The organism is Flavobacteriales bacterium, assembly GCA_020435415.1.
Classification (GTDB): Bacteria; Bacteroidota; Bacteroidia; order JACJYZ01; family JACJYZ01; genus JACJYZ01.
This window is the reverse complement of sequence record JAGQZQ010000001.1, coordinates 85,677-111,107: the sequence shown is the minus strand read 5'-3', so window position 1 is coordinate 111,107 and position 25,431 is coordinate 85,677. Positions and strand designations below refer to the sequence as shown.

The 25,431-nt window shown below is 48.1% G+C and carries 29 protein-coding genes and 1 pseudogene; 13 read left to right on the top strand and 17 right to left on the bottom strand.

Annotated features, from left to right (window positions below):
• Window positions 1-33: 33 nt before the first annotated feature.
• From KDD36_00525 to KDD36_00500, 6 genes are all read right to left on the bottom strand, one after another.
• The gene (locus KDD36_00525) at window positions 34-1,866 is read right to left on the bottom strand and encodes a tetratricopeptide repeat protein (GenBank protein ID MCB0395102.1); all 1,833 of its coding nucleotides are present in this window, start codon (window positions 1,864-1,866) and stop codon (window positions 34-36) included.
• The gene (locus KDD36_00520; GenBank protein ID MCB0395101.1) at window positions 1,863-2,417 is read right to left on the bottom strand and encodes a hypothetical protein; all 555 of its coding nucleotides are present in this window, start codon (window positions 2,415-2,417) and stop codon (window positions 1,863-1,865) included. The genes KDD36_00525 and KDD36_00520 overlap by 4 nt, the downstream gene beginning before the upstream one ends.
• Window positions 2,407-3,675, bottom strand: a complete 1,269-nt coding sequence (gene serS / locus KDD36_00515) for a serine--tRNA ligase (GenBank protein ID MCB0395100.1) — start codon at window positions 3,673-3,675, stop codon at window positions 2,407-2,409. Before serS ends, KDD36_00520 begins: the two co-directional genes overlap by 11 nt.
• A gap of 79 nt (window positions 3,676-3,754) precedes the next feature.
• A complete protein-coding gene (rpmA, locus tag KDD36_00510; protein MCB0395099.1) occupies window positions 3,755-4,015 on the bottom strand; it encodes a 50S ribosomal protein L27 in 261 nt (86 codons plus the stop codon).
• A gap of 20 nt (window positions 4,016-4,035) precedes the next feature.
• Window positions 4,036-4,545: a 50S ribosomal protein L21 gene (gene rplU, locus KDD36_00505; GenBank protein ID MCB0395098.1), complete on the bottom strand. Its 510-nt coding sequence runs from the start codon at window positions 4,543-4,545 to the stop codon at window positions 4,036-4,038.
• 154 nt (window positions 4,546-4,699) lie between these two features.
• Window positions 4,700-5,575: a DMT family transporter gene (locus KDD36_00500; protein ID MCB0395097.1), complete on the bottom strand. Its 876-nt coding sequence runs from the start codon at window positions 5,573-5,575 to the stop codon at window positions 4,700-4,702.
• A 135-nt stretch (window positions 5,576-5,710) separates the two neighbouring features.
• Here KDD36_00500 and KDD36_00495 point away from each other — a divergent pair, with 135 nt between their 5' ends.
• Both KDD36_00495 and KDD36_00490 read left to right on the top strand, forming a co-directional pair.
• A complete protein-coding gene (locus KDD36_00495) occupies window positions 5,711-6,556 on the top strand; it encodes a carboxypeptidase regulatory-like domain-containing protein (protein ID MCB0395096.1) in 846 nt (281 codons plus the stop codon).
• Between the two features lie 63 nt (window positions 6,557-6,619).
• Window positions 6,620-7,678 (top strand): COX15/CtaA family protein, encoded by a 1,059-nt coding sequence (locus KDD36_00490; protein ID MCB0395095.1) that lies wholly within the window; start codon window positions 6,620-6,622, stop codon window positions 7,676-7,678.
• Here the strand turns inward: KDD36_00490 and KDD36_00485 are convergent.
• The 4 genes from KDD36_00485 to mutY form a co-directional block, all read right to left on the bottom strand.
• Window positions 7,641-8,243, bottom strand: coding sequence for a hypothetical protein (locus tag KDD36_00485; GenBank protein ID MCB0395094.1), 603 nt, complete (start codon window positions 8,241-8,243; stop codon window positions 7,641-7,643). The genes KDD36_00490 and KDD36_00485 overlap by 38 nt on opposite strands.
• Window positions 8,233-9,462, bottom strand: coding sequence for a gliding motility-associated protein GldE (gene gldE / locus KDD36_00480; GenBank protein MCB0395093.1), 1,230 nt, complete (start codon window positions 9,460-9,462; stop codon window positions 8,233-8,235). Before gldE ends, KDD36_00485 begins: the two co-directional genes overlap by 11 nt.
• A gap of 160 nt (window positions 9,463-9,622) precedes the next feature.
• Window positions 9,623-10,066 (bottom strand): single-stranded DNA-binding protein, encoded by a 444-nt coding sequence (locus KDD36_00475; protein MCB0395092.1) that lies wholly within the window; start codon window positions 10,064-10,066, stop codon window positions 9,623-9,625.
• Window positions 10,067-10,149: 83 nt separating this feature from the next.
• The gene (gene mutY, locus KDD36_00470; protein MCB0395091.1) at window positions 10,150-11,199 is read right to left on the bottom strand and encodes an A/G-specific adenine glycosylase; all 1,050 of its coding nucleotides are present in this window, start codon (window positions 11,197-11,199) and stop codon (window positions 10,150-10,152) included.
• A 126-nt stretch (window positions 11,200-11,325) separates the two neighbouring features.
• Here mutY and KDD36_00465 point away from each other — a divergent pair, with 126 nt between their 5' ends.
• From KDD36_00465 to KDD36_00450, 4 genes are all read left to right on the top strand, one after another.
• Window positions 11,326-11,616, top strand: a complete 291-nt coding sequence (locus tag KDD36_00465) for an integration host factor subunit beta (GenBank protein MCB0395090.1) — start codon at window positions 11,326-11,328, stop codon at window positions 11,614-11,616.
• A 5-nt stretch (window positions 11,617-11,621) separates the two neighbouring features.
• On the top strand, window positions 11,622-12,101 hold the full coding sequence (locus KDD36_00460) for a tetratricopeptide repeat protein (protein MCB0395089.1): 480 nt from the start codon (window positions 11,622-11,624) through the stop codon (window positions 12,099-12,101).
• Window positions 12,102-12,500: 399 nt separating this feature from the next.
• Window positions 12,501-14,057 (top strand): Rne/Rng family ribonuclease, encoded by a 1,557-nt coding sequence (locus KDD36_00455; GenBank protein MCB0395088.1) that lies wholly within the window; start codon window positions 12,501-12,503, stop codon window positions 14,055-14,057.
• Window positions 14,057-14,494 (top strand): hypothetical protein, encoded by a 438-nt coding sequence (locus tag KDD36_00450; GenBank protein ID MCB0395087.1) that lies wholly within the window; start codon window positions 14,057-14,059, stop codon window positions 14,492-14,494. Before KDD36_00455 ends, KDD36_00450 begins: the two co-directional genes overlap by 1 nt.
• A gap of 8 nt (window positions 14,495-14,502) precedes the next feature.
• Here the strand turns inward: KDD36_00450 and KDD36_00445 are convergent, their stop codons facing one another.
• Both KDD36_00445 and KDD36_00440 read right to left on the bottom strand, forming a co-directional pair.
• Window positions 14,503-14,973 carry a hypothetical protein gene (locus tag KDD36_00445; protein MCB0395086.1) on the bottom strand — a complete coding sequence of 157 codons (471 nt, stop codon included), beginning with the start codon at window positions 14,971-14,973 and terminating at the stop codon, window positions 14,503-14,505.
• Between the two features lie 10 nt (window positions 14,974-14,983).
• On the bottom strand, window positions 14,984-15,853 hold the full coding sequence (locus KDD36_00440) for a hypothetical protein (GenBank protein MCB0395085.1): 870 nt from the start codon (window positions 15,851-15,853) through the stop codon (window positions 14,984-14,986).
• A gap of 218 nt (window positions 15,854-16,071) precedes the next feature.
• Between KDD36_00440 and gldN the strand changes: the two genes are divergently transcribed.
• Window positions 16,072-16,923 carry a gliding motility protein GldN gene (gldN, locus tag KDD36_00435; GenBank protein ID MCB0395084.1) on the top strand — a complete coding sequence of 284 codons (852 nt, stop codon included), beginning with the start codon at window positions 16,072-16,074 and terminating at the stop codon, window positions 16,921-16,923.
• A 172-nt stretch (window positions 16,924-17,095) separates the two neighbouring features.
• Here the strand turns inward: gldN and KDD36_00430 are convergent, their stop codons facing one another.
• Both KDD36_00430 and msrB read right to left on the bottom strand, forming a co-directional pair.
• On the bottom strand, window positions 17,096-17,623 hold the full coding sequence (locus KDD36_00430; protein ID MCB0395083.1) for a hypothetical protein: 528 nt from the start codon (window positions 17,621-17,623) through the stop codon (window positions 17,096-17,098).
• 89 nt (window positions 17,624-17,712) lie between these two features.
• Window positions 17,713-18,102 (bottom strand): peptide-methionine (R)-S-oxide reductase MsrB, encoded by a 390-nt coding sequence (gene msrB, locus KDD36_00425; GenBank protein MCB0395082.1) that lies wholly within the window; start codon window positions 18,100-18,102, stop codon window positions 17,713-17,715.
• A gap of 99 nt (window positions 18,103-18,201) precedes the next feature.
• Between msrB and KDD36_00420 the strand changes: the two genes are divergently transcribed.
• The 3 genes and pseudogenes from KDD36_00420 to KDD36_00410 all read left to right on the top strand — a co-directional run bounded on the left by KDD36_00420 (window position 18,202) and on the right by KDD36_00410 (window position 20,051).
• The gene (locus KDD36_00420) at window positions 18,202-19,110 is read left to right on the top strand and encodes a HAMP domain-containing histidine kinase (GenBank protein MCB0395081.1); all 909 of its coding nucleotides are present in this window, start codon (window positions 18,202-18,204) and stop codon (window positions 19,108-19,110) included.
• A 24-nt stretch (window positions 19,111-19,134) separates the two neighbouring features.
• Window positions 19,135-19,449: a DUF4286 family protein gene (locus KDD36_00415; protein MCB0395080.1), complete on the top strand. Its 315-nt coding sequence runs from the start codon at window positions 19,135-19,137 to the stop codon at window positions 19,447-19,449.
• Window positions 19,450-19,523: 74 nt separating this feature from the next.
• A pseudogene (locus KDD36_00410) lies at window positions 19,524-20,051 on the top strand (SRPBCC family protein).
• A 62-nt stretch (window positions 20,052-20,113) separates the two neighbouring features.
• Here the strand turns inward: KDD36_00410 and KDD36_00405 are convergent.
• From KDD36_00405 to KDD36_00395, 3 genes are read right to left on the bottom strand one after another with little or no spacing between them, the layout of a single operon-like run.
• Window positions 20,114-20,719, bottom strand: coding sequence for a YdeI/OmpD-associated family protein (locus KDD36_00405; GenBank protein MCB0395079.1), 606 nt, complete (start codon window positions 20,717-20,719; stop codon window positions 20,114-20,116).
• A 2-nt stretch (window positions 20,720-20,721) separates the two neighbouring features.
• A complete protein-coding gene (locus tag KDD36_00400) occupies window positions 20,722-21,063 on the bottom strand; it encodes an MmcQ/YjbR family DNA-binding protein (GenBank protein ID MCB0395078.1) in 342 nt (113 codons plus the stop codon).
• 1 nt (window position 21,064) lies between these two features.
• Window positions 21,065-21,952: a hypothetical protein gene (locus KDD36_00395; protein MCB0395077.1), complete on the bottom strand. Its 888-nt coding sequence runs from the start codon at window positions 21,950-21,952 to the stop codon at window positions 21,065-21,067.
• An 87-nt stretch (window positions 21,953-22,039) separates the two neighbouring features.
• Between KDD36_00395 and rsmA the strand changes: the two genes are divergently transcribed.
• The 3 genes from rsmA to KDD36_00380 all read left to right on the top strand — a co-directional run bounded on the left by rsmA (window position 22,040) and on the right by KDD36_00380 (window position 25,332).
• Entirely contained in the window at window positions 22,040-22,807 is a 768-nt protein-coding gene (gene rsmA, locus KDD36_00390; GenBank protein ID MCB0395076.1) for a ribosomal RNA small subunit methyltransferase A, read from the top strand.
• 14 nt (window positions 22,808-22,821) lie between these two features.
• Window positions 22,822-24,174: a magnesium transporter gene (mgtE, locus tag KDD36_00385; GenBank protein MCB0395075.1), complete on the top strand. Its 1,353-nt coding sequence runs from the start codon at window positions 22,822-22,824 to the stop codon at window positions 24,172-24,174.
• Window positions 24,175-24,390: 216 nt separating this feature from the next.
• Window positions 24,391-25,332, top strand: a complete 942-nt coding sequence (locus KDD36_00380) for a hydroxyacid dehydrogenase (protein MCB0395074.1) — start codon at window positions 24,391-24,393, stop codon at window positions 25,330-25,332.
• Window positions 25,333-25,431: the final 99 nt, after the last annotated feature.

The window sequence follows — 25,431 nt, the reverse complement described above, 5'->3', positions numbered from 1 at the left end:
GCATACCATATCTCCACGCTTCATTCCTAATTCTTAATTCAACTTGTCTCCCCGTAACTCCCGGAATCGTTTCCTGGCTTCCACGGACAGCAAACTGCCCGGGTGGTCAACCAGTAGCTTTTGGTAGAGTTCCATCGCTTTGGTTGGGTCATTCAGGCGATATTGGTAGAGTTCAGCAAGGTTGAACAAGGCATTGTCCGCCAGGATATCAAACGAATAATTGTCGATGATCTTTTGATAGAAGTTAGCCGCCTCTTTAAACCGGCCATGTTTTTCCATGATCTCTGCTTTCTTGAAAAGGATTTCATCTGCCAAAGCGTGCGTAATGGCCAGCTGTGAAATGGAATCCAGCGCAAGGAGGGCGAGGCTGTCTTTGTTTCTGAAAGACAACAGGTCAGCGCGGGCGTACATCTGTAGCGGGAGATCAAGAGAGTCACCATCCTGGTTATCGGTGATCAGGAGGGAAAGGTCGAGGGCGTCGTTGGCAATCAGCTTGGTGGTAGCTGCTTTCAGCACATCCAGCTGGGCTTTTGCCCAGTTGAAATCGCCCATATAGTAGGATAACTTTGCATTGCGTAGCTTGGCCTGGTGACCTATGGGGTCGTTCTTAAAATCCTTCTCGACCTGACTGTACAGCAGGGTTGCCTCCCAGCGTTCTCCTGTCAGCAGATAAATGTCGGCCAGTTCCAGTTTGACTTCCGCCAGTTTGGACTTTGAGATTCCCGGTGCTTCCAGCATGCCGGTCAGTTCTCCGATGCCGGCATCCATATCGTGAAGATAAAATGCCTCAAGGTGGGCCAGGTCACGCACCATCAAAGAGGTACGATCGGAAATGCCGAATTCATTCAGGGTTTCCTTGTATTTTGTCTGAAGGGTGGTGATTTCACTTTGCTGAACACCTGGATTTGTGGTGATCTTAAGATACATGACTTCCAGCATCAGCACGCGAGCATCGGGGTAGTGGTAGCCATTGTTTCCTTTGCCGATGATGTAGTTATAGCAATCAATGGCAACATCGTAATCACGATTTTGTGTTGCAATAGCGGCCAGGTTCATAATACGCTGGCCATTCTCACGAAGCCGCTTGTCCAAGGCTTTGGCTTGTATGAGGGCAGATCCGAATTGTTTCTCCTGCATGTAATACCAGGTCAACAGTTCGGAAAAGACCACGGCATCCGGGTATTTCTGAATATGTTTGAGTAGAAGACTCTTGAGCAGCTCCCTTCGTTCTCCGGTGACGTCATTTCCTATTTTGGCCTGCAGGGCATTCTGCACGGTTTGGATGTACGAAGGGTCCTGGTCTAGCAGGGAAATATATTCTTCGAACATTTTGATGTATTCTCCATTGGCCGCGTAGATTTCGGCCAGTTCCATATTGAAGGTGTAAATACCATTGAACAGGACCCTTCCTCTTAGGTAGGCAACGACTGCAAAACGCGTTTCCCCTTTCCCCATGAAGGTATTGGCAAGATCGATCACCTCTTTCTGAATAGCCGGAAGTTCACGTACCGTTTTCTCGTATTGTTGCTCGGCGTCTTTATCTTCACCGGACTTGCGATAGACATAGCCCAGGTCTACCTGGTATGCCAGACTTGTGGGGTTATTCTTGATTTGCTTCCGGACCAGCTTTTCCGCTTTCTTGAAGTCCGCCAGTTCCAGATAGCATGTCAGCAGGGGTTGGTAGTAATAATTGTCAGGCCGGGACTCGAATAATTTTTCGTAGTAATAAACCGCCTTTTCGTAATCTTTCTGTTGTAGGTATAACCCGGCCAATTGCTCGTCTGTTTCCGTCTGAGCAAATACCGAACCTGATGCAAGCAGCGAGCAGCTGAGGGTAAGCAGGTATATGATTCGTTTCCACATCATAGGTGGGCGGCCTTCAGGCTATCAACCGTGTGTCTGATATAAGGTTGTATTGAATCGTACTGGATCAGTTTCTTTTTGGCCATGTTTACGGTTTTTTCTATTTCCTGTTGCCATGAGGCCAAAGCTTCTCTTTCGTCATTCAGATATTTGTCAACCAACGAACCTTCCAGATTGCCCTCCTGGATATCTTTTCTCAGGTTGTCGATCTGGTTTGCGGAGGTTTGCATCTCCTGAAGATAAACGTGGTAACGGTCCTTTAAATTTGATAGGGGTTTGCGAATACCACGATAGGACGAAACCATCACCGCCAGGCTCTTTGGAAAAGTATCCTGGTATTCCGCGGCTATGGTGTGCAATCCATCGTTGACACTGTCCAGGCATGCCATGGATTGTTTGTAGTCAATGCTTTTTAGAAAATCATCAAGTTGACGGATTTCGGTTTGCAGGCTGTCTAACACCACCAGGTTATTTTCCGATGGGTCGGAGCATGAGGTGGCTGTGCTCAGCATACCAGCCGCCAAACAAAGGTAAAGGGTGAATCTAATCAACATATTCAAAACGGGTATAGGGTTCAAGTGCTTTGGGGATGCGAATGCCTTTCTCGGTTTGGTTGTTTTCCAGCAGCGCGGCAACGATCCGGGGCAGGGCGAGGGCGCTTCCATTCAGCGTATGTGCGAGTTTGTTTACCTTATCTTCCTTGAAACGGAGCTTGAGCCGGTTGGCCTGGTAGCTTTCGAAATTAGATACGGAGCTCACCTCGAGCCATCTCTTTTGCGCGGCGGAATACACTTCCATGTCGTAGGTCAGTGCGGCGGTAAAGCCCATATCTCCGCCACATAACTTCAGCACGCGGTAGGGGAGTTCCAGTGCCTGCAGGAGGCCTTCCACATAGCTTGCCATCTTTTCCAGAATCTCGTAGGATTGGTCGGGATGGCTGATCTGAACGATCTCTACTTTGTCGAACTGATGTAAACGATTAAGGCCCCTTACATCTTTACCATAAGAACCTGCTTCTCGTCTGAAGCAAGGGGTGTAGCCCACCATCCTGATCGGAAGTTGTGAGGTCTCCACCACCATGTCACGCCATAAGTTGGTCAGTGGGACTTCGGCTGTCGGGATCACATAAAGTTCATCCTTTTCGGCGGTGTACATTTGCCCTTCCTTATCGGGGAGTTGACCGGTAGCAAAGGCAGAGTCTTTATTCACCAGGATGGGCGGCTGGAATTCTTCATAGCCTTCTGCAAGTGCCCGGTCCAGAAAGAAATTGATCAGGGCTCGCTGGAGTCTGGCTCCTTTGCCCTGGTATACCGGAAAGCCGGCACCTGTTACCTTGTTGCCCAAACCGAAATCGATGAGGCGGTATTTTTCTGCCAGTTCCCAGTGGGGCATAGCGTTGTCACCCAGTTCCGGGGTTTTACCACCTTCTCTGACCACCACGTTGTCTTCCGGCGTTTTTCCCTCCGGGACGGAATCATGAGGCAGGTTGGGAAGTTCAACCAGCACGTCGCGGATGGATTGCTCGATGGTATCGAGTTTTTCGCTGAGTGTTTTGCTCTGCTCTTTCAATTCTGAAGAGCGGGTCTTCATTTGTTCTGCTTCCTGTGCCTTGCCCTGTTTATATAGGTCACCGATGGAGCGTGCAAGTTGATTGGCTTCTGCCAGCAGGTCATCGTTCTCCGCCTGGGTTGTCCGGCGCTCCTGGTCGAGGGCCAGAATGCGGTCGATGGTTGCACGGGCATCGACATTCTTCTTCTTTAGCTTTTTTACCACCTCGTCGGTTTGGTCCCGGATAATTTGAATAGGCAGCATTTGGTCAATGGTTTTTATTGGTTCAAAAAAAAATCCCGAACAACTGATCGGGATTTTAAAAATAATGATTCAGATGTTTCTATTGGCCGGGTTCAACCACTGAAACATACGATTTGTTATCTTTTTTGCGCTTAAATTCCACAACACCGCCGGTAAGAGCAAACAGGGTGTGGTCTTTTCCGATGCCTACGTTCAGGCCCGGATGGTGTTTTGTGCCGCGTTGACGCACGATAATATTTCCGGCGATTACTTTTTGTCCACCGAAAATTTTAATGCCCAGACGTTTACTTTCTGATTCTCTACCGTTCCTGGAACTACCGACTCCTTTTTTATGTGCCATGGTTGTATACGGTTATAAGGTTATTCGCCTTTGTCTTCTTTTTTTGTTTTCTCAGCCTTTGGAGCTGCCTTTGCAGCGGGTGCTTTCTTGGTATCTGCTTTTGGGGCGGCCTCTTTTTTAGGAGCTGCTGCCTTTTTTTTGTCTTCTTCCTTCGGTGCTACTTCGGTTTCCGCTTTGGGAGCAGCAGCCTTAGCCTTGTTAACCGGAGCCTTCGCGCCTGTTTCTTCGATCTTTTCGATCTTGATACGGCTGATGGATTGGCGATGACCGTTCAGTTTGCGGTAGCCTTTTCTTCTCTTCTTCTTGAAGACCAAAACTTTGTCTGCCTTCATGTGCTCAACAATGGTAGCTGTTACACCTGCACCTGCAATGGTGGGTGCACCGGTGGTCACTTTTCCTTTGTTGTCAATCAGCAACACTTTATCCAGCAATACCTGATCTCCCTCATTCTGAGCGAGTTTGTTTACAAACACCTCCTGGTCCTTTTCGACCTTGTACTGGTGTCCGCCTATCTTTACGATTGCATACATAGTTCCTTGTACTTACATTAAGGGGGTGCAAATGTATGAAAAAGAATTTCGATCCCCAAGAAATTTTGTTGCCAGTCGCATGCCTGTTCTCACCCCCGACCTAAATTCTTCACTTTTAATTTTCATTCTTCACTCTTCATTCTTCACTCGTCATTCATCTTTTCTGATTCACCAGGTATATACCTGCCAGTATTGTAGCGATGGCGGCCACCTTCACCAAACTCATCACTTCCTTGTCAAGCACACCCCATAGAACAGCCACCACGGGGATCAGGTAGGTGACAGAGGCTGCGAACAAATGGCTTGTTACTTTGATAAGCATGTTGAAAAGCACTACGGCAAAGGCTGTGCCCACCATGCCCAGGATCATGACGAACCCCATGCTTGTCATGGCATGCGGGTCGGTGGCCAGGCGTGTGGTGAAATCGGTTGTAAAGAGATAGATGGTGGCTGGTGGACCCACAAACAGAAAGGCGATGGAGGTGATGCTGAGAGAAGGTACCTCGTGAAGCCTGGACTTGATCAGGTTAATGGTAAATCCATAGAACACAGTTGCGAGTATGGCAAGTGCCGCATACATGGCCTGTCCGCCCACTTCACCTCCCTGGTATACCAGAAGGATTGCTCCGGCCAGACCGATGATGATCCCGATCCAATGGTTAATCTTTCCTTTCAGTCCGAAGAATAGAATGCCAATGATCAATGTGAACAATGGTGACAGCGCATTGATGATACCGGCCATGGAACTATCGATGTGCGTTTGTGCCTTGGTGAACAGAAAGGCAGGAATGCCATTGCCGAAAAGTCCTACAAGCGCAATTGGCAAAAGGCTTTTGGGTGGGACCTTACGAATGGCCCTTATACCGAAGGGCATCAAGACCGCACATGCGAACATCAAACGCATGGAAGCGACCTGGGTGTCCGTGAAGGAAACCATCCCCCTCTTCATCAAAATAAAGGAGCTACCCCATGTGAGGGCGAGCAGACAAAGGGTCAGCCATTGGTACAATTTATTTTCCAGAAGATTCATCGGCGGGTCAAAGGTAGTGCGGGGGTTTGAGATTTCAGCACATTGAGAATGTTTATCCCAATGCTTTGTGGAATTAATGGATGACCGTACGCAAATTGGCGACAACCACTGACCTGTTCCGGGCAACCGTTTACCATGTTCCGGTTTCGGGGAGGATCGCTTAAACGTATATTGTGGAAGAAGAACGATGATCCGCATATCCGTTTATCTAAATCAACACTTATTATGAAGATGTGGGCCATTTATTCAGCGGGTTCATCCCGACAACATCAGCGAGGAGTTGGATTCAAATATTCCTTTTTCACCTTTTTTATCGTTACTTTTCTTTTCACTTCTCCATTAACTCATGCAAGTTCTGTTGTAAGTACCGGTGAGATCAAAGGTCGGGTTACCAATGCGGCGACAGGAGAAGCGCTTCCATTTGCCAATGTGGCCGTTAAGAAGAATGGTGATGTTATTACCGGTTCCATGGCCGATGAGCATGGAAATTACCGGATCCGCGGAATCCAACCGGGTGAGTACTCGCTGGAGGCCAGCTTTGCGGGAATGAAAACCACTGTTTTGGAAGGATTGTTGGTTACTGCCGGCGGACTATTGATTCAGGACATCGAGGTGGGAATGCTTGACTTACCGATCTGCGTGGTGAGACCGCCCGTTATTCCCTTGGATCCCTCAAACGAATTTACCCTTACACCGAGGGATATCGCCAAAATCCCTGTGGCTTCATCCGATCCGGTTTCCTATGCCCCGTTGGCCCCCGGCGTATTTCCCGCACCGGACGGCAGCGGCCTCTATATTCGTGGCGCCCGCAAGGAGTCTACCCAGGTCTACATCGATGGTATGAAGGTCATCGGTAGTACAGAAATGCCCGGCCGCAGTATCAACCAGGTGACAGTCCTGACCGGTGGAATTCCGGCGGAATACGGTGACCTGACTGGCGGTCTGATCCTGATAACCACCAATGGGTATTTTAACAGATAGTTGCGCGCAACCCGGAGGGCAGGCCGTCGAATTTCCGACGGCCTTTTTTTATAATTTCGCTTCATGAATAAAACCGAGGAAGGTAAACGACCCCTCACCCTGTGGTTGGCCTCAGGCTGTCTGCTGATCTTTGCCATGGTGGTGATTGGCGGGATCACCAGGCTCACGGGATCCGGGTTGTCCATGGTGGAGTGGAAGCCGGTCACCGGTGCGCTGCCACCGTTATCGGAAGAGGCCTGGCAAAAGGCCTTTGAGGATTATCAGCAGTTCCCGGAGTTCCAGCAACGCAATTTTCATTTCACACTCGATGATTTTAAATCGATTTATTGGTGGGAGTACATTCATCGGCTTCTTGGGCGTCTGATAGGAGTGGTCTTCGTGGTGCCATTTATTTTCTTCTATCGAAAAAAATGGATCACCGGAAGTGCCGTGCCCCGTGCCCTCATCCTTTTTGCCATGGGTGGTTTTCAGGGGGTGCTGGGATGGTATATGGTTCAGAGCGGTCTGGATCATAATCCCCATGTGAGTCACTACAGGTTGGCTGCGCATCTTATGACGGCGCTGGCCACATTCTCCTATGCCTTTTGGTGGATACTGGACATCAGGCGGTCCGGAGATGAACGCATACAGGCGCCTGCCATCCTCACCTGGTCTAAATTGTTGTTGGCGATATTGGCTCTGCAAATTCTCTACGGCGCATTTGTTGCCGGATTAAAAGCGGGTCTGGTGTTCAATACCTGGCCAAAGATGGGAAGTCAGTGGGTAGCAGACGGTGTGACGGCAATGGATCCCTGGTGGACTGGCTTGATAGACGGCCTGGCCGGGGTGCAGTTTGTGCATCGTACCCTGGCATATGGCGTCGCCCTCCTGGCTTTGTGGCTGGCATTCAGGATAAGGAAGAACCCAGTATGGTCATTACTGCATCGCACATCGTTGTGGTTGATCATTGCCGTATCCATGCAATTCATTCTGGGGGTAGTCACCCTGTTAACGGGTGTTCCTGTGGTGATGGGGGTGCTGCACCAGGCCGGTGCCTTCCTTTTATTGGCGGTGGTGTTATCCCTTTGTCACCGCCTGGGGATGTTCAGGGTGTTTCATTCTCTTTCCAGCGGAACGAACTGATCATTCGTTCAAAATCCTTTTCCAGAAAATCAATCACCGGGGCAAGTGAGTCGTTGTTGGGGCTGACCCTGAAATACAAGGAAGCCCTCAGGAAATGATGAACAGAATCGGTCAGGAAGAACTGATATGGACTGGCGGTGCGCTCACCCTTAATCTGAAAAGCCATGCCATATACTTTTCTTTCCGGGTCGGTGATCAGGCTGTCTTCAAAGGCGGTGGCCATGGACATATGCTTGACCTTGAACTGGTATGAGTCTTCAAGATACTGCTGAAGGTTATCCGTTACCGGTTTATAACTCACATGAAGGTTGCCTTTGAATGCGGGGAAGTTGATGTTCATCCAGCACTTTTCCCTGAGCATGGGATCACTGGTGATGATCTCCGCATAAGTGGGGTAATCAAATGTAAAAGGGCAATCCGACTCATAAGCACGGTAAGATTTTTCCGGCAAGTCGATTCGCAGGTATCCGGTTGGCTTGGGCACCGGGTCGTAGCTGTTGCACCCGAGAAATAACAAAACCGGGCTGATGAGAAAAGTGGTACGTTTAAGAAATTCAATCCTCATTTTCCTTGTTCTTTTCCTCTTCCTGAAGGATGGTCACCTTCACCCTGATGATGCGGCGGGTATCCACGGCTTCGATCTTGAACTCCAGATTTTTATAAACAACCACGGCATTTTTATCTGGGATTTTGCCTTCTTGTTCCAGAATAATTCCACCCAGACTTTCCGCTGCGCTGCCATCAAAAGTTCCTTCTTCTAATCCGGTGACCCTGCAAAAATCCTTAAGCAGAATCTTCCCTTCAAAAATAAAGTTGTGATCATCCAGTTTTGAATAAACCAATTCCTCTTCATCAAATTCATCGCTTATCTCACCCACGATCTCTTCAATGATATCCTCAAGGGTCACAATTCCGAGCGTGCCACCATATTCGTCTACCACGATGGCCAGGTGTATGCGCGATTTTTGAAATTCCTTCAGAAGGTCATCGATCTTTTTGCTTTCGGGAACAAAGAAGGGTTTCCGGATCAATGCCTGCCAGTTGAACGACTTCCCTTTGTCGATATAAGGAAGAAGGTCCTTTACGTAAAGCACCCCACCGATGTGATCGAAATGTTCATGAAATACGGGGATACGTGAATAACCCGCATCGATGATCACTTTAAGCACCTCGTCAAAGTCCGCAGTATCATTCAGTGACACGACATCCACCCTGGACTTCATGATTTGCTTCACATCTATATTTCCGAATTTAACGATGCCGGAAAGCATTTTCTGTTCTTCTTCGGTGGTGGCTTCATCCGTGGTTAATTCCAGCGCATGGGACAGGTCATCCATGGAAAGCTCGGTGGATTTCTGCTTGATCCTTTTGTCGAACACGGATGTGAGGGTGATCATGAACAAGGAGATCGGTCTGAAAATGCGTTCCATTACAAACAATGGAAATGCCATTAGACTAGCCATAGGTAAGGCATGTTTGGTGGCGTACACCTTCGGTAATATCTCTCCGATAAGGACGAGCAGGAAGGTGATGAAGACCACCTCCACCAACATGGCAAGTACCTTGTCTCCCTGAAAGTGAAAAACATTGGCTGTCACGAATGAAGACAGGATGATGGCTGCTACGTTAAACAGGTTGTTGGCGACCAATATGGTTGCCAGTAGTCGTTTGGGCCTGTCCAGCAATTGAAGGATGGTCCTGCCCCTTTTCCCGGGATCTTCTTCAAGGGATTTTCGGATCTGTGGGGTCAGTGAGAAGAAGGCCACCTCAGCGCCGGAGATCATGGCAGAAGCCAGCAATAGCAACGGAAGTACGCTCAGAGCAATCGCAGAAGCGGGTGTCAGTCCTTGAAAAGTAACCGTCAGAACGGTCCAGCCTAACGGAAGGCCGTCAGCACTATCCACGGGGACAAACGGTATTGGTACGGCGATGATTCTTCATTGATCAGAACGGAAGGTCATCTGTTGGAGATGGTCCGGAATCGGCATTGGCCGCGGGCTGGCTTACCGGGCCATTGTCATATGAAGGTGCCTGGCTATCATCTCCGAATTCATCCTTCCTGGCGCCAAGCATGGTCATGTTATCCGCAACAATCTCGGTCATGTATTTTTTGTTGCCATCCTGATCGTCCCATGAACGGGTTTTGATCTTTCCTTCAATGTAAACCTGGTTGCCTTTCTTTAGATATTTCTCAGCGACTTCCGCCAGACCTCTCCAGAGTACAATGTTGTGCCATTCCGTCTGATCAACACGGTTACCTGATTTATCTTTAAAACTTTCAGAAGTTGCCAACGGGAATTTTGCAATGGCCACGCCACTTTCCAGATATTTTACTTCCGGATCCTTGCCAAGGTTCCCAACGAGGATCACTTTATTTATGCCTGCCATAACTACACAGAATTTTTATTTTCATCGCCCTATAAAACAATGTTCTCCATCAACCGGGCGAAACGGTCGATGCAACCTCAAAATTAAAAAATAAAACCCAGCTTCACCAGATATTGCTGTACCAGTCGGTGCACGGGCCATGCTACGGGTGAGTCTCTTTCGATCCTTTCAATACCGGGCTGTTTGATAACCCGGTCGCTCTGCACATGACAAAAGACGGCATGAATTCTCTGGTGGGTGAGGATATGGGTTATGGATGTATGATCTATGATCTTCTCTTTACCCGATCTGAAATAGGAAGGCATGGCTTCGATCAGTTCCTCGGGACCGGAAACCGGTTGATCGGACTCCCACAAAGGAAATTCATAAAGGTTTTGCCAGATATCTTTCGTGGTCCTTTTGGTAAGGTGAATGCCCCCTGGATCTTCCCATACGAGGTAGTTGAAGAACCGGTCCCTGGGTTTCTTTTTGGGCGATTTTACGGGTAATTCATCCGTCATGCCTTTGATGTATGCCTTACAAATTCCGGAAACAGGACAGTCTCCGCACCGCGGATTGACGGGGGTACATACCAGCGCTCCCAATTCCATAACAGCCTGGTTCCAGGTGCCCGGATCACGATGATCCAGAATTTCCAGGGCCTGCTGTTCAATGCGTTTGTGTCCTTTTCCCGTGGCAATATCGTCCGTGATAAGAAACAGTCGGCTAAGCACCCTTGACACATTCCCGTCTACCACGGCATACGGCAAACCAAAGGCGATTGATGCAACGGCGTGTGCCGTGTAAGGACCGACGCCTTTCAGGGCAAGCAATGCATCCCTGTCAGCGGGTAACTGTCCCCCATGGGTAGCAACTATCTGACCGGCGGCGTGGTGCATGTTCCTGGCACGGGAATAATAGCCCAGACCCTCCCAGCATTTTAAAACATCCTTTTCTGGTGCATTGGCGAGGTGAGAGACCGTAGGAAACCGGTCAAGAAAACGATGATAGTAGTCCGTACCCTGGTCAACACGTGTTTGTTGAAGAATCACCTCCGATACCCAGATGGCATAAGGATCTTTTGTATTTCTCCAGGCAAGATCACGGCGATGTTCAGCGTACCAGTTCAGCCATTCGTTTTGCCATGTTCTCATCTTAAAACATTCTATGATTGAATTACTTAGCATCAAAATTAATTGATTTTTTTTTGGGTTCCAGACAAAAAGCGTATCTTCGTCTCCCTTTTTCGATTATAACTGATTGAAAATCATTAGGAAAAGATGACAAAAGCAGACATTGTAGCGGAAATTGCTGAAAAAACAGGCATTGAAAAGGTGGCTGTTCAGGCGTCCGTGGAAGCCTTTATGAAATCGGTGAAAAGTGCGATGGTTCAGGGCAAGAATGTTTACCTGAGAGGTTTTGGCAGCTTCGTTGTAAAGAAGCGTGCTCAGAAAACCGGCAGAAACATTTCCAAGAACACCACGATCATCATCCCGGAACATTTTGTTCCAACATTTAAGCCGGCCAAGACCTTTGTAGAGGCAGTCAGGAACAACTCGCCGAAGGTATAGGTCGGATGTCCCGAAAGGAGCGGTTGAGGCGCGGATTGGCGGTGCTGTCGGTGTTGGTTTTATTCGGTTTGATGTGGGTGCTGCCACACAAAGCGGATGAGAAGACCGCCGGAGGAGATTCTTCGCCATCGGTTGAGCAAAAGCTGGCAGAGGCTGTTAGGGACATTCAACAGGGAACAAACCCAATGGAAGGTATCCGCAAACTACGCGAGATACTCGAAGAGGACCCTGATAATATTGAGGCGCTTACCGCAATGGGATATTTCTCACTGATGTCCGGTCAGGGAGAAAAGGCGGTAGCGAGGTTTAAACAGATCCTGGAATTACAACCGGACAACCAAGAAGCATGGTTCTTCATGGGAGATGCCTTGATGATGCAGGCAGATACCCCGGGTGCCATAAACGCTTATAAAACGTTTCTGGATGTGGCAACAGACAGTGCAGCTAAGGAAAAGGCCAGAACGTTGATTGAATCACTCGAATAGCATCACAGTATTAACGTAAATGTTATAGCAATGCCAAGCGGAAAAAAAAGGAAAAGACACAAGATGGCAACCCACAAGCGGAAAAAAAGACTTCGCAAAAATCGCCATAAGAAGAAGAATAGCTAAAAACACACCTGTCTGAGAACGGTGAGTTGGAATGATACCCGGGCTGCATCAAGAGCCTGGGTGATGGTATAAACAGAATACCTTCTGTGCCCGCTTTCCGGGCCTCACTCACATTCAAAGAGAGCTGTGTTATTTTTTCGTTGTGTGGCCGGCATGCCGACCGGTACAGTGTTGTGAACGATCGATCCTAAAGATCCCGGTCTGATATGATACCCTATACAGTTAATCATTGCGCATCGCAATGAAGCTGGGCCGCACGCAATCCTGAAAACAGTGAACAGTGAGCTCATTATTAAGGCCACGGATTCCGAAGTTCAGATCGCTTTTCTCAAAGAGAAACAACTCGTTGAGTTTCATAATGAAAAGCGTAACCGGAGCTATGTGGCCGGGGACCTTTACCTGGGTCGGGTGACCAAGGTGATGCCCGGATTAAATGCCGCTTTCGTAGATGTGGGTTATGACAAGGATGCGTTTTTGCATTACCATGACCTCGGACCCCAGTTTAAATCGCTGGGTAAGTTTCTTTTGCCTACCCTAAGCAAAAACAGAAAGGAAGCAACACTTAAGGGTTTTGGCCTTGAGAAGGATATTGAAAAGGGAGGGAAGATCGGAGATGTGGTCGCTGAAAAGCACCGTCTTCTTGTGCAGATTACCAAGGAGCCCATTTCAACCAAAGGCCCACGGCTAAGTTGCGAAATATCTCTCGCCGGACGCTACATGGTTCTGGTGCCCTTTTACAACAAGGTCTCGGTTTCCCAGAAAATCAATGATGAAAAGGAAAGAGAACGATTACTCAGATTAATCGAGAGCATTAAGCCCGATAATTTCGGAGTGATCGTCCGTACTGCCGCCACCGGCAGAAAGGTCGTAGATCTTGACAACGATCTGAGGGACCTGGTTTCCAAATGGGAACAGTGTCACAAAGCGCTCATGGGGGCCCAGGCACCTAAGAAAGTTTTAGGTGAGATCGATCGTACCTCCGCTCTTCTACGCGATGTACTGAATCCTTCGTTCAACAATATTTATACGGATAGCACCGAACTCTATGAGGACATAAAAAAATACCTCAAGTCCATCGGCTCTGATAAACAGGATATTGTTAAGCTCTACCAGGGTAAGAAAACTTTGTTCGAGAATTTTGGCATACACCGCCAGATCAAATCGCTGTTCGGTAAAACAGTGACCATGTCATCCGGTGCCTATCTTATCATAGAGCATACGGAAGCATTGCATGTGATCGATGTGAACAGCGGAGCCAGAACAAAATCAGATAAAGACCAGGAGACGAATGCCCTTGATGTGAATATTGAGGCGGCAAAGGAGGTTGCACGGCAACTTCGTTTGCGCGACATGGGCGGCATCATTGTCGTGGATTTTATCGATATGTACAAGGCCGAGAACAAGAAGAAATTGTACGAGGTCTTCAAGGAAGAGATGAAAGCGGACCGGGCCAAGCACAAGATATTACCTCTAAGCCGCTTTGGGTTGTTGCAAATTACCAGGCAGCGTGTTCGTCCCGAAATGAACATTGTAACAACAGAAAAATGCCCTTCCTGCAATGGAAGTGGTGAGATACAACCAAGTATTCTGCTCGTGGATGAAATTGAGAACAAGCTCAAGCATATCGCAAGTGAGAAGATCACCAAGGCATTGACTGTTTACACACACCCTTACATCGAGTCATATATTAACCGCGGACTGTTTAATTCGGTGCGGAAGAAATGGATGTCCAGAACTGGTCTGAAGCTGAAGGTACTTCCGACTACCTCCTACCAAATGCTGGAATATCGTTTCTTTGATACCAAGGGCGATGAAATAGAGATCGAGTGATGACCAGTTGGTCACGTCTCATCTTGTGGGTTGGGCTGACCGGTTGTGCAGCACCCCCGTTCCAATTAATCGATGTGCAGGAACGGAAGGTGGTTCCTGGAATTCCCGGTATACCAGGCCATACGGAATATCAGGTGCGCATGAAAGTGAACCGGAGTTCAGACGCATTGTCATTGGATGCCCTTAGAATAGATGGAAAATGTTACCCCATTTATTTCATTAATGACACCATTAAACGGGATGCCATACCACAGTTTGGAAAAGGCAGTCAATTGGTCCTTGGTGCCAGATCAGGAGATAACCAGCCCGATTCATGCGCTTCCGCCCCCGAAAGCGATAGACAGGCACACTGGGTGCTGTTATATCATGACAAAGGCAAAGCCGGGCGTCAGGTACTGGACAAACAGATAGGGAAAATGATGCAGGTTAATCCTTGATTGACTATTCAGAGCGCATATCCCAAAAGAAATATCACACAACCTTTTTTTACCACGTCAGTGGTTGGCGGAATATCAAAGTGGACATAAACCCTTCGCGACTTCTCAGGTTCCCAGATAATCTCCTTCTCGTCAAAAGACTTGCCCTTGCTGGAAAATAGCAACGACCGGTTTTTGGCTCCGATCATCTTGTCATAGACATTGATTTCCACATCCTGGGGTAAACCTTCTTTTTGAAATACAAAGCGGTACTTCTCACCTATATAAAGTGGAATTTCATATTCCTGTTGCTGTGCCTGCTCCTTAAAAACGATCCGTACAATCTTTCCTGCGTCGTATTTAAACGGATCGAGCGATTGTTTGCATTTTTCCCTGGTTTCCCTCGGTGTGCAACTGTCAACCGGTTCCGCCGTTTGCGATATGGCTAACATTGCAAACAGAAGAAGGACACTAGCCGGCAATAAGGTTCTTTTTAGCATATGAAAAGGTTTAACCTTGAATGATGGATGAACGGATTTGCGCGATCTTTTCCGTCAGCGCGGTTTTTTCTTCGTTGGTGAGCTGCAGCTGGTCAAGTTCAACATCTTGCGACTGGTCCAGTGCTTTCACCGAGGCAAATCCATTGTACATTGTCTGAATATCTTTTAGTCCGGTAATGATGGCAGCAACCATTTCCGAATGATTGGGCTGATTTTCCAGACCTTTGATCAGGTTGCCAAGAATGGCCATCTGTTCCAATATGCGGCTGTTGATGCCCGGCATAATGTCCTGCCCGGTGCTTTGAGAACCCAGATACATACCTTCGATCCAGGCGCCGGCAAAGATGACTGTGTTAAGATGTTCCTGTTCCCCATCTTCCAGCACTTCGTGTAACTTCTCTTGCAGATTCACCAGTGTGGTAATCATCGAATCCTCAACTCCTATATTTTTTTCAAAGGAGGCGATCATTTGTGCATCGTTGAATATGGGCGATAATCCAATTGAAGAGGCCAGTTCCTTCACTGCCTTGAGTTGGTTAAAGGCGTCCTGAGACTGTTTGTTGAGAACGAGGTAAGAGAGATCGGCAGAGTATACGCCAAAATTCAAAGTCTGCACATCCGTGGAAGCATAAGAAGATACCTTGGAAGGATCATTGACCAGTCCTTTTTTAAATGGAAGTCCTGCTTTCTGAAAGATACGTGCAATCTGTAATGGGGAAGGAAGCATCACCTCAAAAGTTGAAGGTGCTTCTGCTTCTGCAGTTTCGTTCACGGTCAGACTGTCAGCGCTGCCCTCCTGGTCCTGATGATCATTTCCGGTCTGGCATGAGAAGGAAGCCATCGTCAGTGCCATCAATGAGAATAATGTAATCTTGTTCATAGGTTATTTTCTTATTTGGAAAGGTTTGGTATAGCTTCCTTTCGCGGCCGTAATTTGCGAAAATATGTTGATTCGGCCAACAGAACATTTTGTTGTAAAGGAGGGTTCTTACCTGTTCCTTTTCCTGAATTCAATGGTTATACAACAAAAGGCCATACTATCCAGTGTATGGTGCCCGTTGAAGTGTAAGGAAGAGGGTCCTGAACAAAAACGTGGAAATGATGAGAAGACGAATGAACAGGGCCCTGGTCGCATGCATGGCCATACCCATGATGATGACCGGTCAAAATGTTTTGGATGGCGTTACCGTACCTGAGCGTGACGAAAGCGTTACTCCTTATCCGTATGTGAGGGAAGCCGATATGATGTGGTCCAAACGCGTCTGGCGCTATGTTGATCTTCGTGAAAAACTGAATCTACCCCTGGCTTATCCCGCCAGCAATCATCCCATCAAAGAACGTCAGAACCTGTTTGACGTGATCCACGATGCTGTGCTGGAAGGTGCTGTTACGGCATATGAGGCCTATGACGGACTTTATACCAGCGATGAATTCACGCTGCCAATCGGGCGTGAACAATTATCCGTGCTGGGTGCCGGTGAAAACGATACCATCATGGTATACTACCCGGAAGACGATACTGAAAGACCCAAGATCATTTCCAACCCATTCGATCGGAGTCGGGTTGTGATGTTCAAGCTTAAGGAAGACTGGTACTTCGATAAGAAGCGGTCGGTTATGGAATGCCGCATCATCGGGATCGCTCCGGTGATCGCCGAGTATTCTGAGTCCGGTGAATTCCTCGGACTTCGCGATTTTTATTGGGTATACTTTCCGGAACTGAGGCCGGTTCTGGCACAGAAGAAGGTGTTCATCAGAAACAACGCCGTCATGCCCTTAAGTTTTGACGATGTCTTTGTGAAGCGGATGTTCAGCAGTTTCATCATCAAAGAATCCAATGCTTACGACCGGTATATCAAAGAATACAAAACCGGAATGGACGCCCTGCTTGAGGGTGAAAGCGTGAAGCATGACATCATGGACTTCGAACAGGATCTGTGGGAGTATTGAGCCTGTGGATTTGGTGATTTGGTGATTTGATGATGTGATGATGTGTGGCCTGCCAGCCGATGCTCGGGCTATTGCGAGGCAGGCTGGTTTGGTGATAGGGCGGGGAAGCACCAGTCCGGTGGCATTAGGTTGCGCGATCGTGCGGTGAATGGCAACGGCATGACCGCAATGTCTATACCTTCCGACCCTTCACAATCTTCTGCTTCTTGCGGTACTGGTCCAGTTTCTTGAGCTTAAACAACAGATATATACTTCCGCTTCCTGCATTGGACATGTACAGCTGATCACCATAATTAATGGTTCCGCGGCCATCTTTCCATTCGGTGGCCTGCAAAGTGTAATAACCGTTCATGGATTTGCCTTCACCGAAGACCAGATAGGTATTGTCGCCGACTTCAAAACTAATGGCAAGGCGATTTCCGTCGACCACCTTTTCCACCACACCACGTGTGCCGGCTTTGATCACAATCTCTTCTACGGATTGTCCGCTCTTGATCTTCAGCGCCCCATCTTCGGTGGCTTTCTGTTTATCCATCTTTTCTCCGCGTTTCAACACGATGTTGTGCGACACATAAAACTGGATAGACTTCAGCTCATCTTCAGTCAGTTTGTATTCTTCACGGATTTGCTGTGTAAAGGGCACCCTGGGAGCACACGAAGCAAAAACCAGTAACAGGGCAAGGAGGCGTAAGCGTTTCATATGGCAATCAGCTTTGTTTGGAAGGGTATATCCAAAATCTGTTCCAAAGATGTTCAATAGCCCAGCGAATCTCCAATTGTATCTCTGGTTTATTGGTCCTTCTTAAAGTCCAGGGAAAGGGAGTTCACACAATATCTCAGGCCGGTTTCAGTCGGACCATCATCGAAGACATGGCCGAGATGACCACCGCATTTGCTGCAGCAGATTTCTGTTCGAACCATGCCATGACTCGTATCCCGTGTCTCAGTGATCGCATCTTCTGCAATGGATCGGTCAAATGCCGGCCATCCGCAATGGGCATTGAACTTGGAACCGGACGCAAACAGAACTTCACCGCAACCCTTACATACGTATTCACCCTTCTCAAAGTGGTCATTGAACTTACCGGAAAAAGGCCGTTCGGTGCCCTTCTTCCTGAGAATATCGAAAGACTCCGCATCAAGTTCTTCCTGCCATTCTTTTTCTGTTTTTTCTTTCATGAATGTTATTTTCAGGCCTTCTGCAATTGTATACGGCCTACAACAGAAAGGCACGTTCGCTCTTGTAAAGATGAAAAAAATTGATGGTACATTTGTTCAATGGCCAGGGAGCAAAGACATAAGACACTTACGGTATTTTATCTGCTGGTGGCCTACATTCTGCTTCAGTTCGGGTGGTGGGCATGGATACTGGCAGATGGGGGTACGGTTGATAAAACCCGGGATAGCCGTTTATGGATGGTCGTGGGCGAAGGCAGTGTCTTTCTCCTGATTCTTCTCCTTGGCGTGTGGCGCGTGCGACGTGCTTTCAGAAGAGAAGTCTCTCTGGCAAAGCAGGAAAAGAACTTTCTATTGAGTATCAGTCATGAGTTTAAAAGTCCGCTGGCATCTATCCGGTTGCAATTGGAAACGATACGTAACCGGAAGCTTCCGGAGCAGCAGGTAAACGAAATGGCGGATATGGCCATTGAGGATACGGACCGCCTGGCAAAACTGGCAGATAACCTGTTGATGGCTGCACGCATTGAAAGCGGTAAAGGCTTTTTCCAGCAAGATGTGGTGATGTTGTCCGAACTCGCGGAGAATATAGCGGCACGGATGCAGGCCAAACATAGCGCTGGTCCCCATCTTGTGTTATCCGTGGAAGAAGGTATCACCGTTAGGGGAGATGATCATGCCCTGGAGTCAGTCCTGGAGAACCTGTTGAGCAATGCCTTCAAGTATACCCCGGATGAGAAGACCGTACGGTTAGACATACACCGTATTCGCAATTCCGTGGTCATACAGGTGGAAGATGATGGTCCGGGCATCCCCGAAAATGAAAGAGAACATATCTTTGAGCGGTTTTACCGGGTGGAGCAGGAGGAAACAAGAACCACGCGTGGCACCGGTCTCGGACTTTACATCGTACGCTACATCACCCAGCTTTATGGTGGAAGGGTAGAGGTAAACCAGGGACCAACCAGTGGAGCGCGTTTTACTGTAACCCTGCCCCTTACTAACGACTAACTACTATCTACTAACTACTATCAAATGATCGTATACAATGTAACCGTAAACATCAGCGACGATGTCCATGACGAGTGGCTGGAATGGATGAATAGCGTACACATTCCGGAAGTACTGGAAACCGGAAGATTTACAGGTCACCGCATGTCACGTGTGCTTTCCGACGACCCCGAAGGACGAACCTACGCCATCCAGTATCACTGCACTTCCATGAAGGAGTATGAGCTTTACCGGGACAAGCATGCTCCCGAACTCCAGAAAAAAGTGGTGGATAAGTACAAAGATAAAATGGTGGCATTTCGTACGCTTCTCGAAGTGGTTGGGCAGTCAGGGAGTTAGGACCTCTTTTAGGAATTATCGACAAGTTATTATATTTGATCGATCTACGGAAGGTTCAATCAAACACATCCATCATGAAAAAAGTACTGATCGTTCTCGGAGCCATCGTTGCTCTGTTTTTTATTATTCCAATATTCACCGCCAAGGATTACCATGTTGTCAGGGAGGTGACCATCAACAAACCTAAAACAGAAGTTTTTTCCTATCTGAAAATGTTGAAGAATCAGGACAACTTCAGCGTATAGGCGCAAATGGATCCCAACATGAAAAAGAATTACACAGGAACCGATGGTACCGTGGGTTTTGTCTCAGCCTGGGAAAGCGATAACAAAGATGTAGGCAAGGGTGAGCAGGAAATCATGGGCATTACCGAAGGTCAGCGCATAGATTATGAATTGCGTTTCAAAGAGCCTTTTGAATCCAAAGGCGGCGCATATATGACCACCGCTGATGCTGGTGGTGCCACCAAAGTGGAGTGGGGTTTTGAAGGCAATATGGCTTATCCGATGAACATTATGATGTTGTTCATGGATATGGAAAAAGCATTGGGACCCAGTCTGGCTGAAGGGTTGGATAATCTTAAGAAAGAACTTGAAGGTTGAATGGTTTAAGGTTTAAGGTTTAAGGTTCGGACAACCTGTAACCTTCAACTTTAAACCTCAAACTATTTCATATACTTCCAGTTTCGGGACTTGCCTTCGGTGAGCCATTCCAGCATTGTTTTTATTCGTTTTTCGCGGGTGGTGTCCGTTTTGGCTTCAGTGATCCACTCAATATATTCCTTTTGGTGAGAGGGTGGCAGTGAATTGAAATATTTCAATGCCTTCTGATGACTTGATAACGCCGTTCGGATCACATCCGGAACAACCACGGGCGTGCTTTTCTTCAAGGGTTTGGCTTTCTTCACACCATCCTCGTTCAGATGCATGGCCTGTTTGATAAATTCGATGAGCACCTTGTCCGAAGGAAGATCATTCAGGGAGGTGATGCGTCCGAACTGTCCCATGCCCTTTTCTCTCTGTTTATCAAGAACACCCTTGGGGTCGTTCAAAAACTCTCCTTTAAAAAACATGAGACTGCAATGGGCCTTGAATGCGGCCATGCTCACCATCATGCCTTTGTAATCGAAGTGCGGCATGCCCCACCGTACCTTTTCCTCCAGTTGTGGACAGGCCTGATGGATCAGTGTTCGCAGGTGTTGAAGGATGGGTTGGGCAAACCCTTGTGCCTTGAGAATGTAATCGTCGATTTGTTGAATATGGTTTCCCATTGTTACAGGCTTGCCTGAATTTTCTTAGGAAGTTTTGACCGGATGATGTCATATGAGATTTCGATGCGCTCACGCCATTCCTTCTCACCGAGTCGTTCGAGATCATCCATCTTCACCCATTTGTTTCGGGCCATATAAGGGGCGGGAACAAAACCTTCGCGCCGGCTCCATGTTTCGAATTCATCATCTGTTACTTTTACGGATGCGGTAACCGGATGGTCATCCATACCCAGGATCAGGTATATTTTTCCAGCCACGCAAAAGCATAAGTGATCGCCCCACTTCATGTCTTCCGTGGTACCCGGTTTCCCGAGACAGATGTTGCGGATTTTTTCTACATCCATGTCAGAATTTTCTGAACCATTGAATCATGGGGATCGGGATGGGAGCCGTTTCACCTTCAAAAGTCGCACCCGCAAATCCAAACTGGAAGGCCCGATCTTCCTTCGTTTCTATCCTCAAACCGGGTATAAACAGATAGGCACTGCCCCAGGGCTCACCGGATTTTGGAGGAATGATAAATGAATCAAATACAAAGGAAAATTTAGTGTTTATCTTGGCCAATCCGGCTACTGCGAACAATGCCCTGCCTCCGGATTCACCGTCACCGAAATAACCTCCGTAACCTCCGGAAACGCTAATGTTGGCTCTTTTGTTCCCAAGCGTAAGCGTCCCATAGGGAAGTGCCATTCCCCAACTGGGTCTTATATATGATAAGGTACCCAGAAGTCCACCAACGCCCACATGCACATACTCGCTGAGACTCGCTGAATATTTGACAGAACCGATAATGGGTACCGCAAACCATGAGGTAAGAACACCAACGGTGACATGATCGCTGACCGCAAACTGAAAATCGGGTCCGTACAGGTTCCAGAGAATATAACTCTCTCCTTTTGCTACGGGCAAACCATTGGTTGAAATAAAATATCGTGTTGCAAAAAGATCATCCGCAATAAACTCACCGGCTTTGGAGAGCTGTCCGGATTCAATCTTCTTCACCTCTTTGATCTCATGTTTGGGGATGTAAATCTGACCAACCTTCTCTGTTTCCAAAAGTAATTCCCGGGCGTCGTCCGAGATAATCTTGCCAACATATTTAGTGCCGTCGTTCTTGATAACCACATACAGCTCATAAGCTTTCCCGTTGGTGGTATCGGCATAGTCGTCCTGTGCGAAAACCGATCCGAAAGCGGTCAACATCAGGTACGTGAGAAAAAGCAGTTTTTTCATGATACCGTTACATTGATTACATACGAAGATACATAACCACTGTGATGAAGTTAAACGACAGTCGGAATAATCTTTCTATTTTCGGGCATGCGACCCAAAAAGCATTTCGGACAGCACTTCCTTACCGACACCAACACGGCACTTCAGATCGTGCAGGCCTTGCAGGGTATCGATTTTGAGAAGGTCGTCGAGGTAGGTCCGGGGAAAGGTATCCTCACCCAGCACCTGCAGACAACGTATGGTGATAAACTCTATGTGGTGGAAATAGACCCCGAGGCGGCAGCCTTCGTGACTGACCTGATTCCTGCCATCAAACCGCAATTGTTCCTGGAAGACTTTCTGAAATGGGACCCGGCACAAACAGAATGCCTGTCATTGGCAGTCATCGGCAATTTTCCGTATAACATCTCTTCGCAGATATTATTCAGGATTCTGGACAATCGCCCGATGATACCGCTGGTGGTGGGAATGTTCCAGAAGGAAGTGGCTGATAGGGTCAGGGAGCAACCGGGCAGTAAAACTTACGGTATTCTGAGTGTGCTGATCCAGGCCTATTATGAAGTTGAACAGGTCATGACATTACAGCCGGGAGCATTCTTTCCACCGCCTAAGGTGAAGTCATCCGTGATACGGCTGGTGCGCAGAGAGACGCCCCGCATTCTTGCCGATGAGAAGTGGTTCCGACAAGTTGTGAAGCTGGCATTCAATCAACGCAGAAAGACTTTGAGGAATGCACTAAAAACCGTTATTTTGCCCTCGTTCGGTGAGGTCCCATACCTAACCAAAAGGGCAGAAGAGTTATCGGTTGAAGCATTTGACGAACTCGCCCGGGCCCTACGGCCGGATAGAACCTAAATTGTGCGCAGGACATGGCTTTTGAGTTAACAAAGGATCTGATCTCCGGTATCAAGGAAGCCATCAAACAGCATGACACCGTCGCGCTGAATTCGCTTACCGAACACCTCCACCCTGCGGATATTGCCGAGATTGTTGATGAACTGGAAGTAGACCAGGTCAAGGTGCTATACCAGTCGCTTGAGAAGGGAAAGGTCGCCGAAGTCATCATCGAAATGGATGAAGACGAACGGGAAGAACTGCTCGAGAACTTCACATCCCGTGAGATCGCTGAGGATGTGATCGAGAACCTCGAGTCCGATGATGCTGCCGACCTCATGGCCCTGCTGCCGGAAGATAAAAAGCAGGAAGTCCTCACCCACATGGAGGACATTGAGCAGGCCAGTGACATTGTACACCTGATGGGTTACGATGAGGATTCCGCCGGTGGTCTGATGGCCAAGGAACTGATCAAGGCCCGAACTACGTGGGATATTCATACGTGTATTGATGAGTTGCGCAAGCAGGCTGAGGAGGTGGATGATGTATACGCTGTGTATGTAGTGGATGACGAAGATCGTCTGGTGGGATTACTTCCACTCAAGAATATGTTGGTGCATCCTACCATAACCAAAGTGGCAAATGCTTATGATGAAGATGTGATTTCCGTAAGTGCCGATACCCCTGGCGAGGAAGTGGCTGTCATCATGAAAAAATATGACCTGGTTGTGCTGCCGGTGGTGGATGACCACAAACGGTTGATCGGTCGCATTACGATTGACGACGTGGTGGATGTGATGCAGGAAGAAGCCGACCGTGATTACCAGCTGGCATCCGGTATCTCCGGCAATGTGGAACAGCGTGACCGCGTTTGGGTACTTTCGAGGGCACGATTACCCTGGCTGCTGATCGGTCTGTTGGGTGGTCTGTTGGGTGCACAGGTGATCAGTTCACATGAACAGCAACTACAGATCAATCCGTCCATGGCATTTTTCATACCCCTGATTGCGGCCATGGGAGGAAATGTGGGTGTGCAGTCTTCCGCAATCATCGTTCAGGGTCTGGCAAATAAATCCCTGGAGTTTAACAATATTTTCTCGAAGGTGATGAAGGAGCTTTCTGTCTCCCTCATCAATGGCGCTATTTGCTCTGCCGTTCTGCTGATCTACAACTGGATATTCAACAATGATCTGATGTTAAGCTTCACGGTAAGTTCCGCATTAATGACCGTTATTATTTTTGCCTCTATCTTTGGGACCCTGATTCCCCTCATGTTGCATCGGTATAAGATAGATCCTGCATTGGCAACAGGTCCTTTTATCACTACCACCAATGATGTACTTGGCTTGCTGGTCTACTTCACCATCGGCCACATGATATATGGATGATAGTTGATGTGGTGAATTGGTGATGTGATGACCTGCCAGCCGACGCTTGGACTATTGCGAGGCAGGCTGGTTTGGTGATATGCATCCATCCAGGGACAAAAGGTATGATCAAGTGAACTCCCATGATGCTACATTGGTTTATGGATATACGATAACCCCGTTAACGAACCTTAAACTTTTAACCAGAAACCTCTAATTATTAACCTCCGAAAAAACATGAAAGTCCTTTTTGCAGACAGTGTGCACGAACGGATGATGAGCCTCCTTTCCGGTGATGGGTGGGAATGCGATCTTCAATATGACATTACCCCTGAAGAAGCGTATGACCTCATCCCGAATTACGAGGGGCTGGTCATCCGCAGCAAGTTTCCCGTGAACCGGGAGTTTATCGACCGTGCTGGCAATCTTAAATGGATTGCACGTTATGGCTCCGGCATGGAGAACATAGATGTGGCTTATGCCGAAGAAAAAGGCATTCGTTGCTTTTCCGCACCGGAAGGCAATCGCGATGCGGTGGGAGATCATGCGCTGGGTCTGATGCTGTCACTTACAAAAAACATTTCCCGTTCATGGGATGAAGTACGCGCGGGAAAATGGGAACGTGAAGCCAACCGCGGGATAGAACTCGACGAAAAAACCGTAGCCATCATCGGTTATGGAAATACCGGTTCCGCACTTGCTCGTCGTCTGAGGGGATTCACTACGGAAGTCATGGTGTTTGATCCTTACCTGCCAATGATCGAGGAAGGTATGGTGCGCAGTGTGTCGATGGATGAGATATTCGCCCAGGCAGATATCCTGAGCTTACATGTACCGCTGTCCGACGAAACACGAGGACTGGTTAATGCGGCATACCTGGATCGCTTCATCAAGAATATCTACCTCATCAACACGTCCCGTGGAGCGGTTGTAAATACCTCCGACCTCGCAGATGCAATGAAGAAAGGGAAGGTGATCGGCGCCGGTCTGGATGTTCTGGAGTATGAAAAGTCGTCATTCGAAAAACTATCCACCGACGCAATTCCCGGGCCATTGCAATACCTGATAGACAATCCGAATGCCATCATCACCCCGCACATTGCCGGATGGTCGTATGAGTCGTACGAGAAGCTGGCGGTGTTTCTGGCGGAGAAGATTAGGTCAGTAGGCAGGAGTTAGTAGGCAGTAGGCAGGAGGCAGGAGGCAGTGCGTAACGCGTCGGGTTGACGGGGGAAGGTTTGCCCAGGGGTACGCGGGGGGTGTATGATGTATGATGTA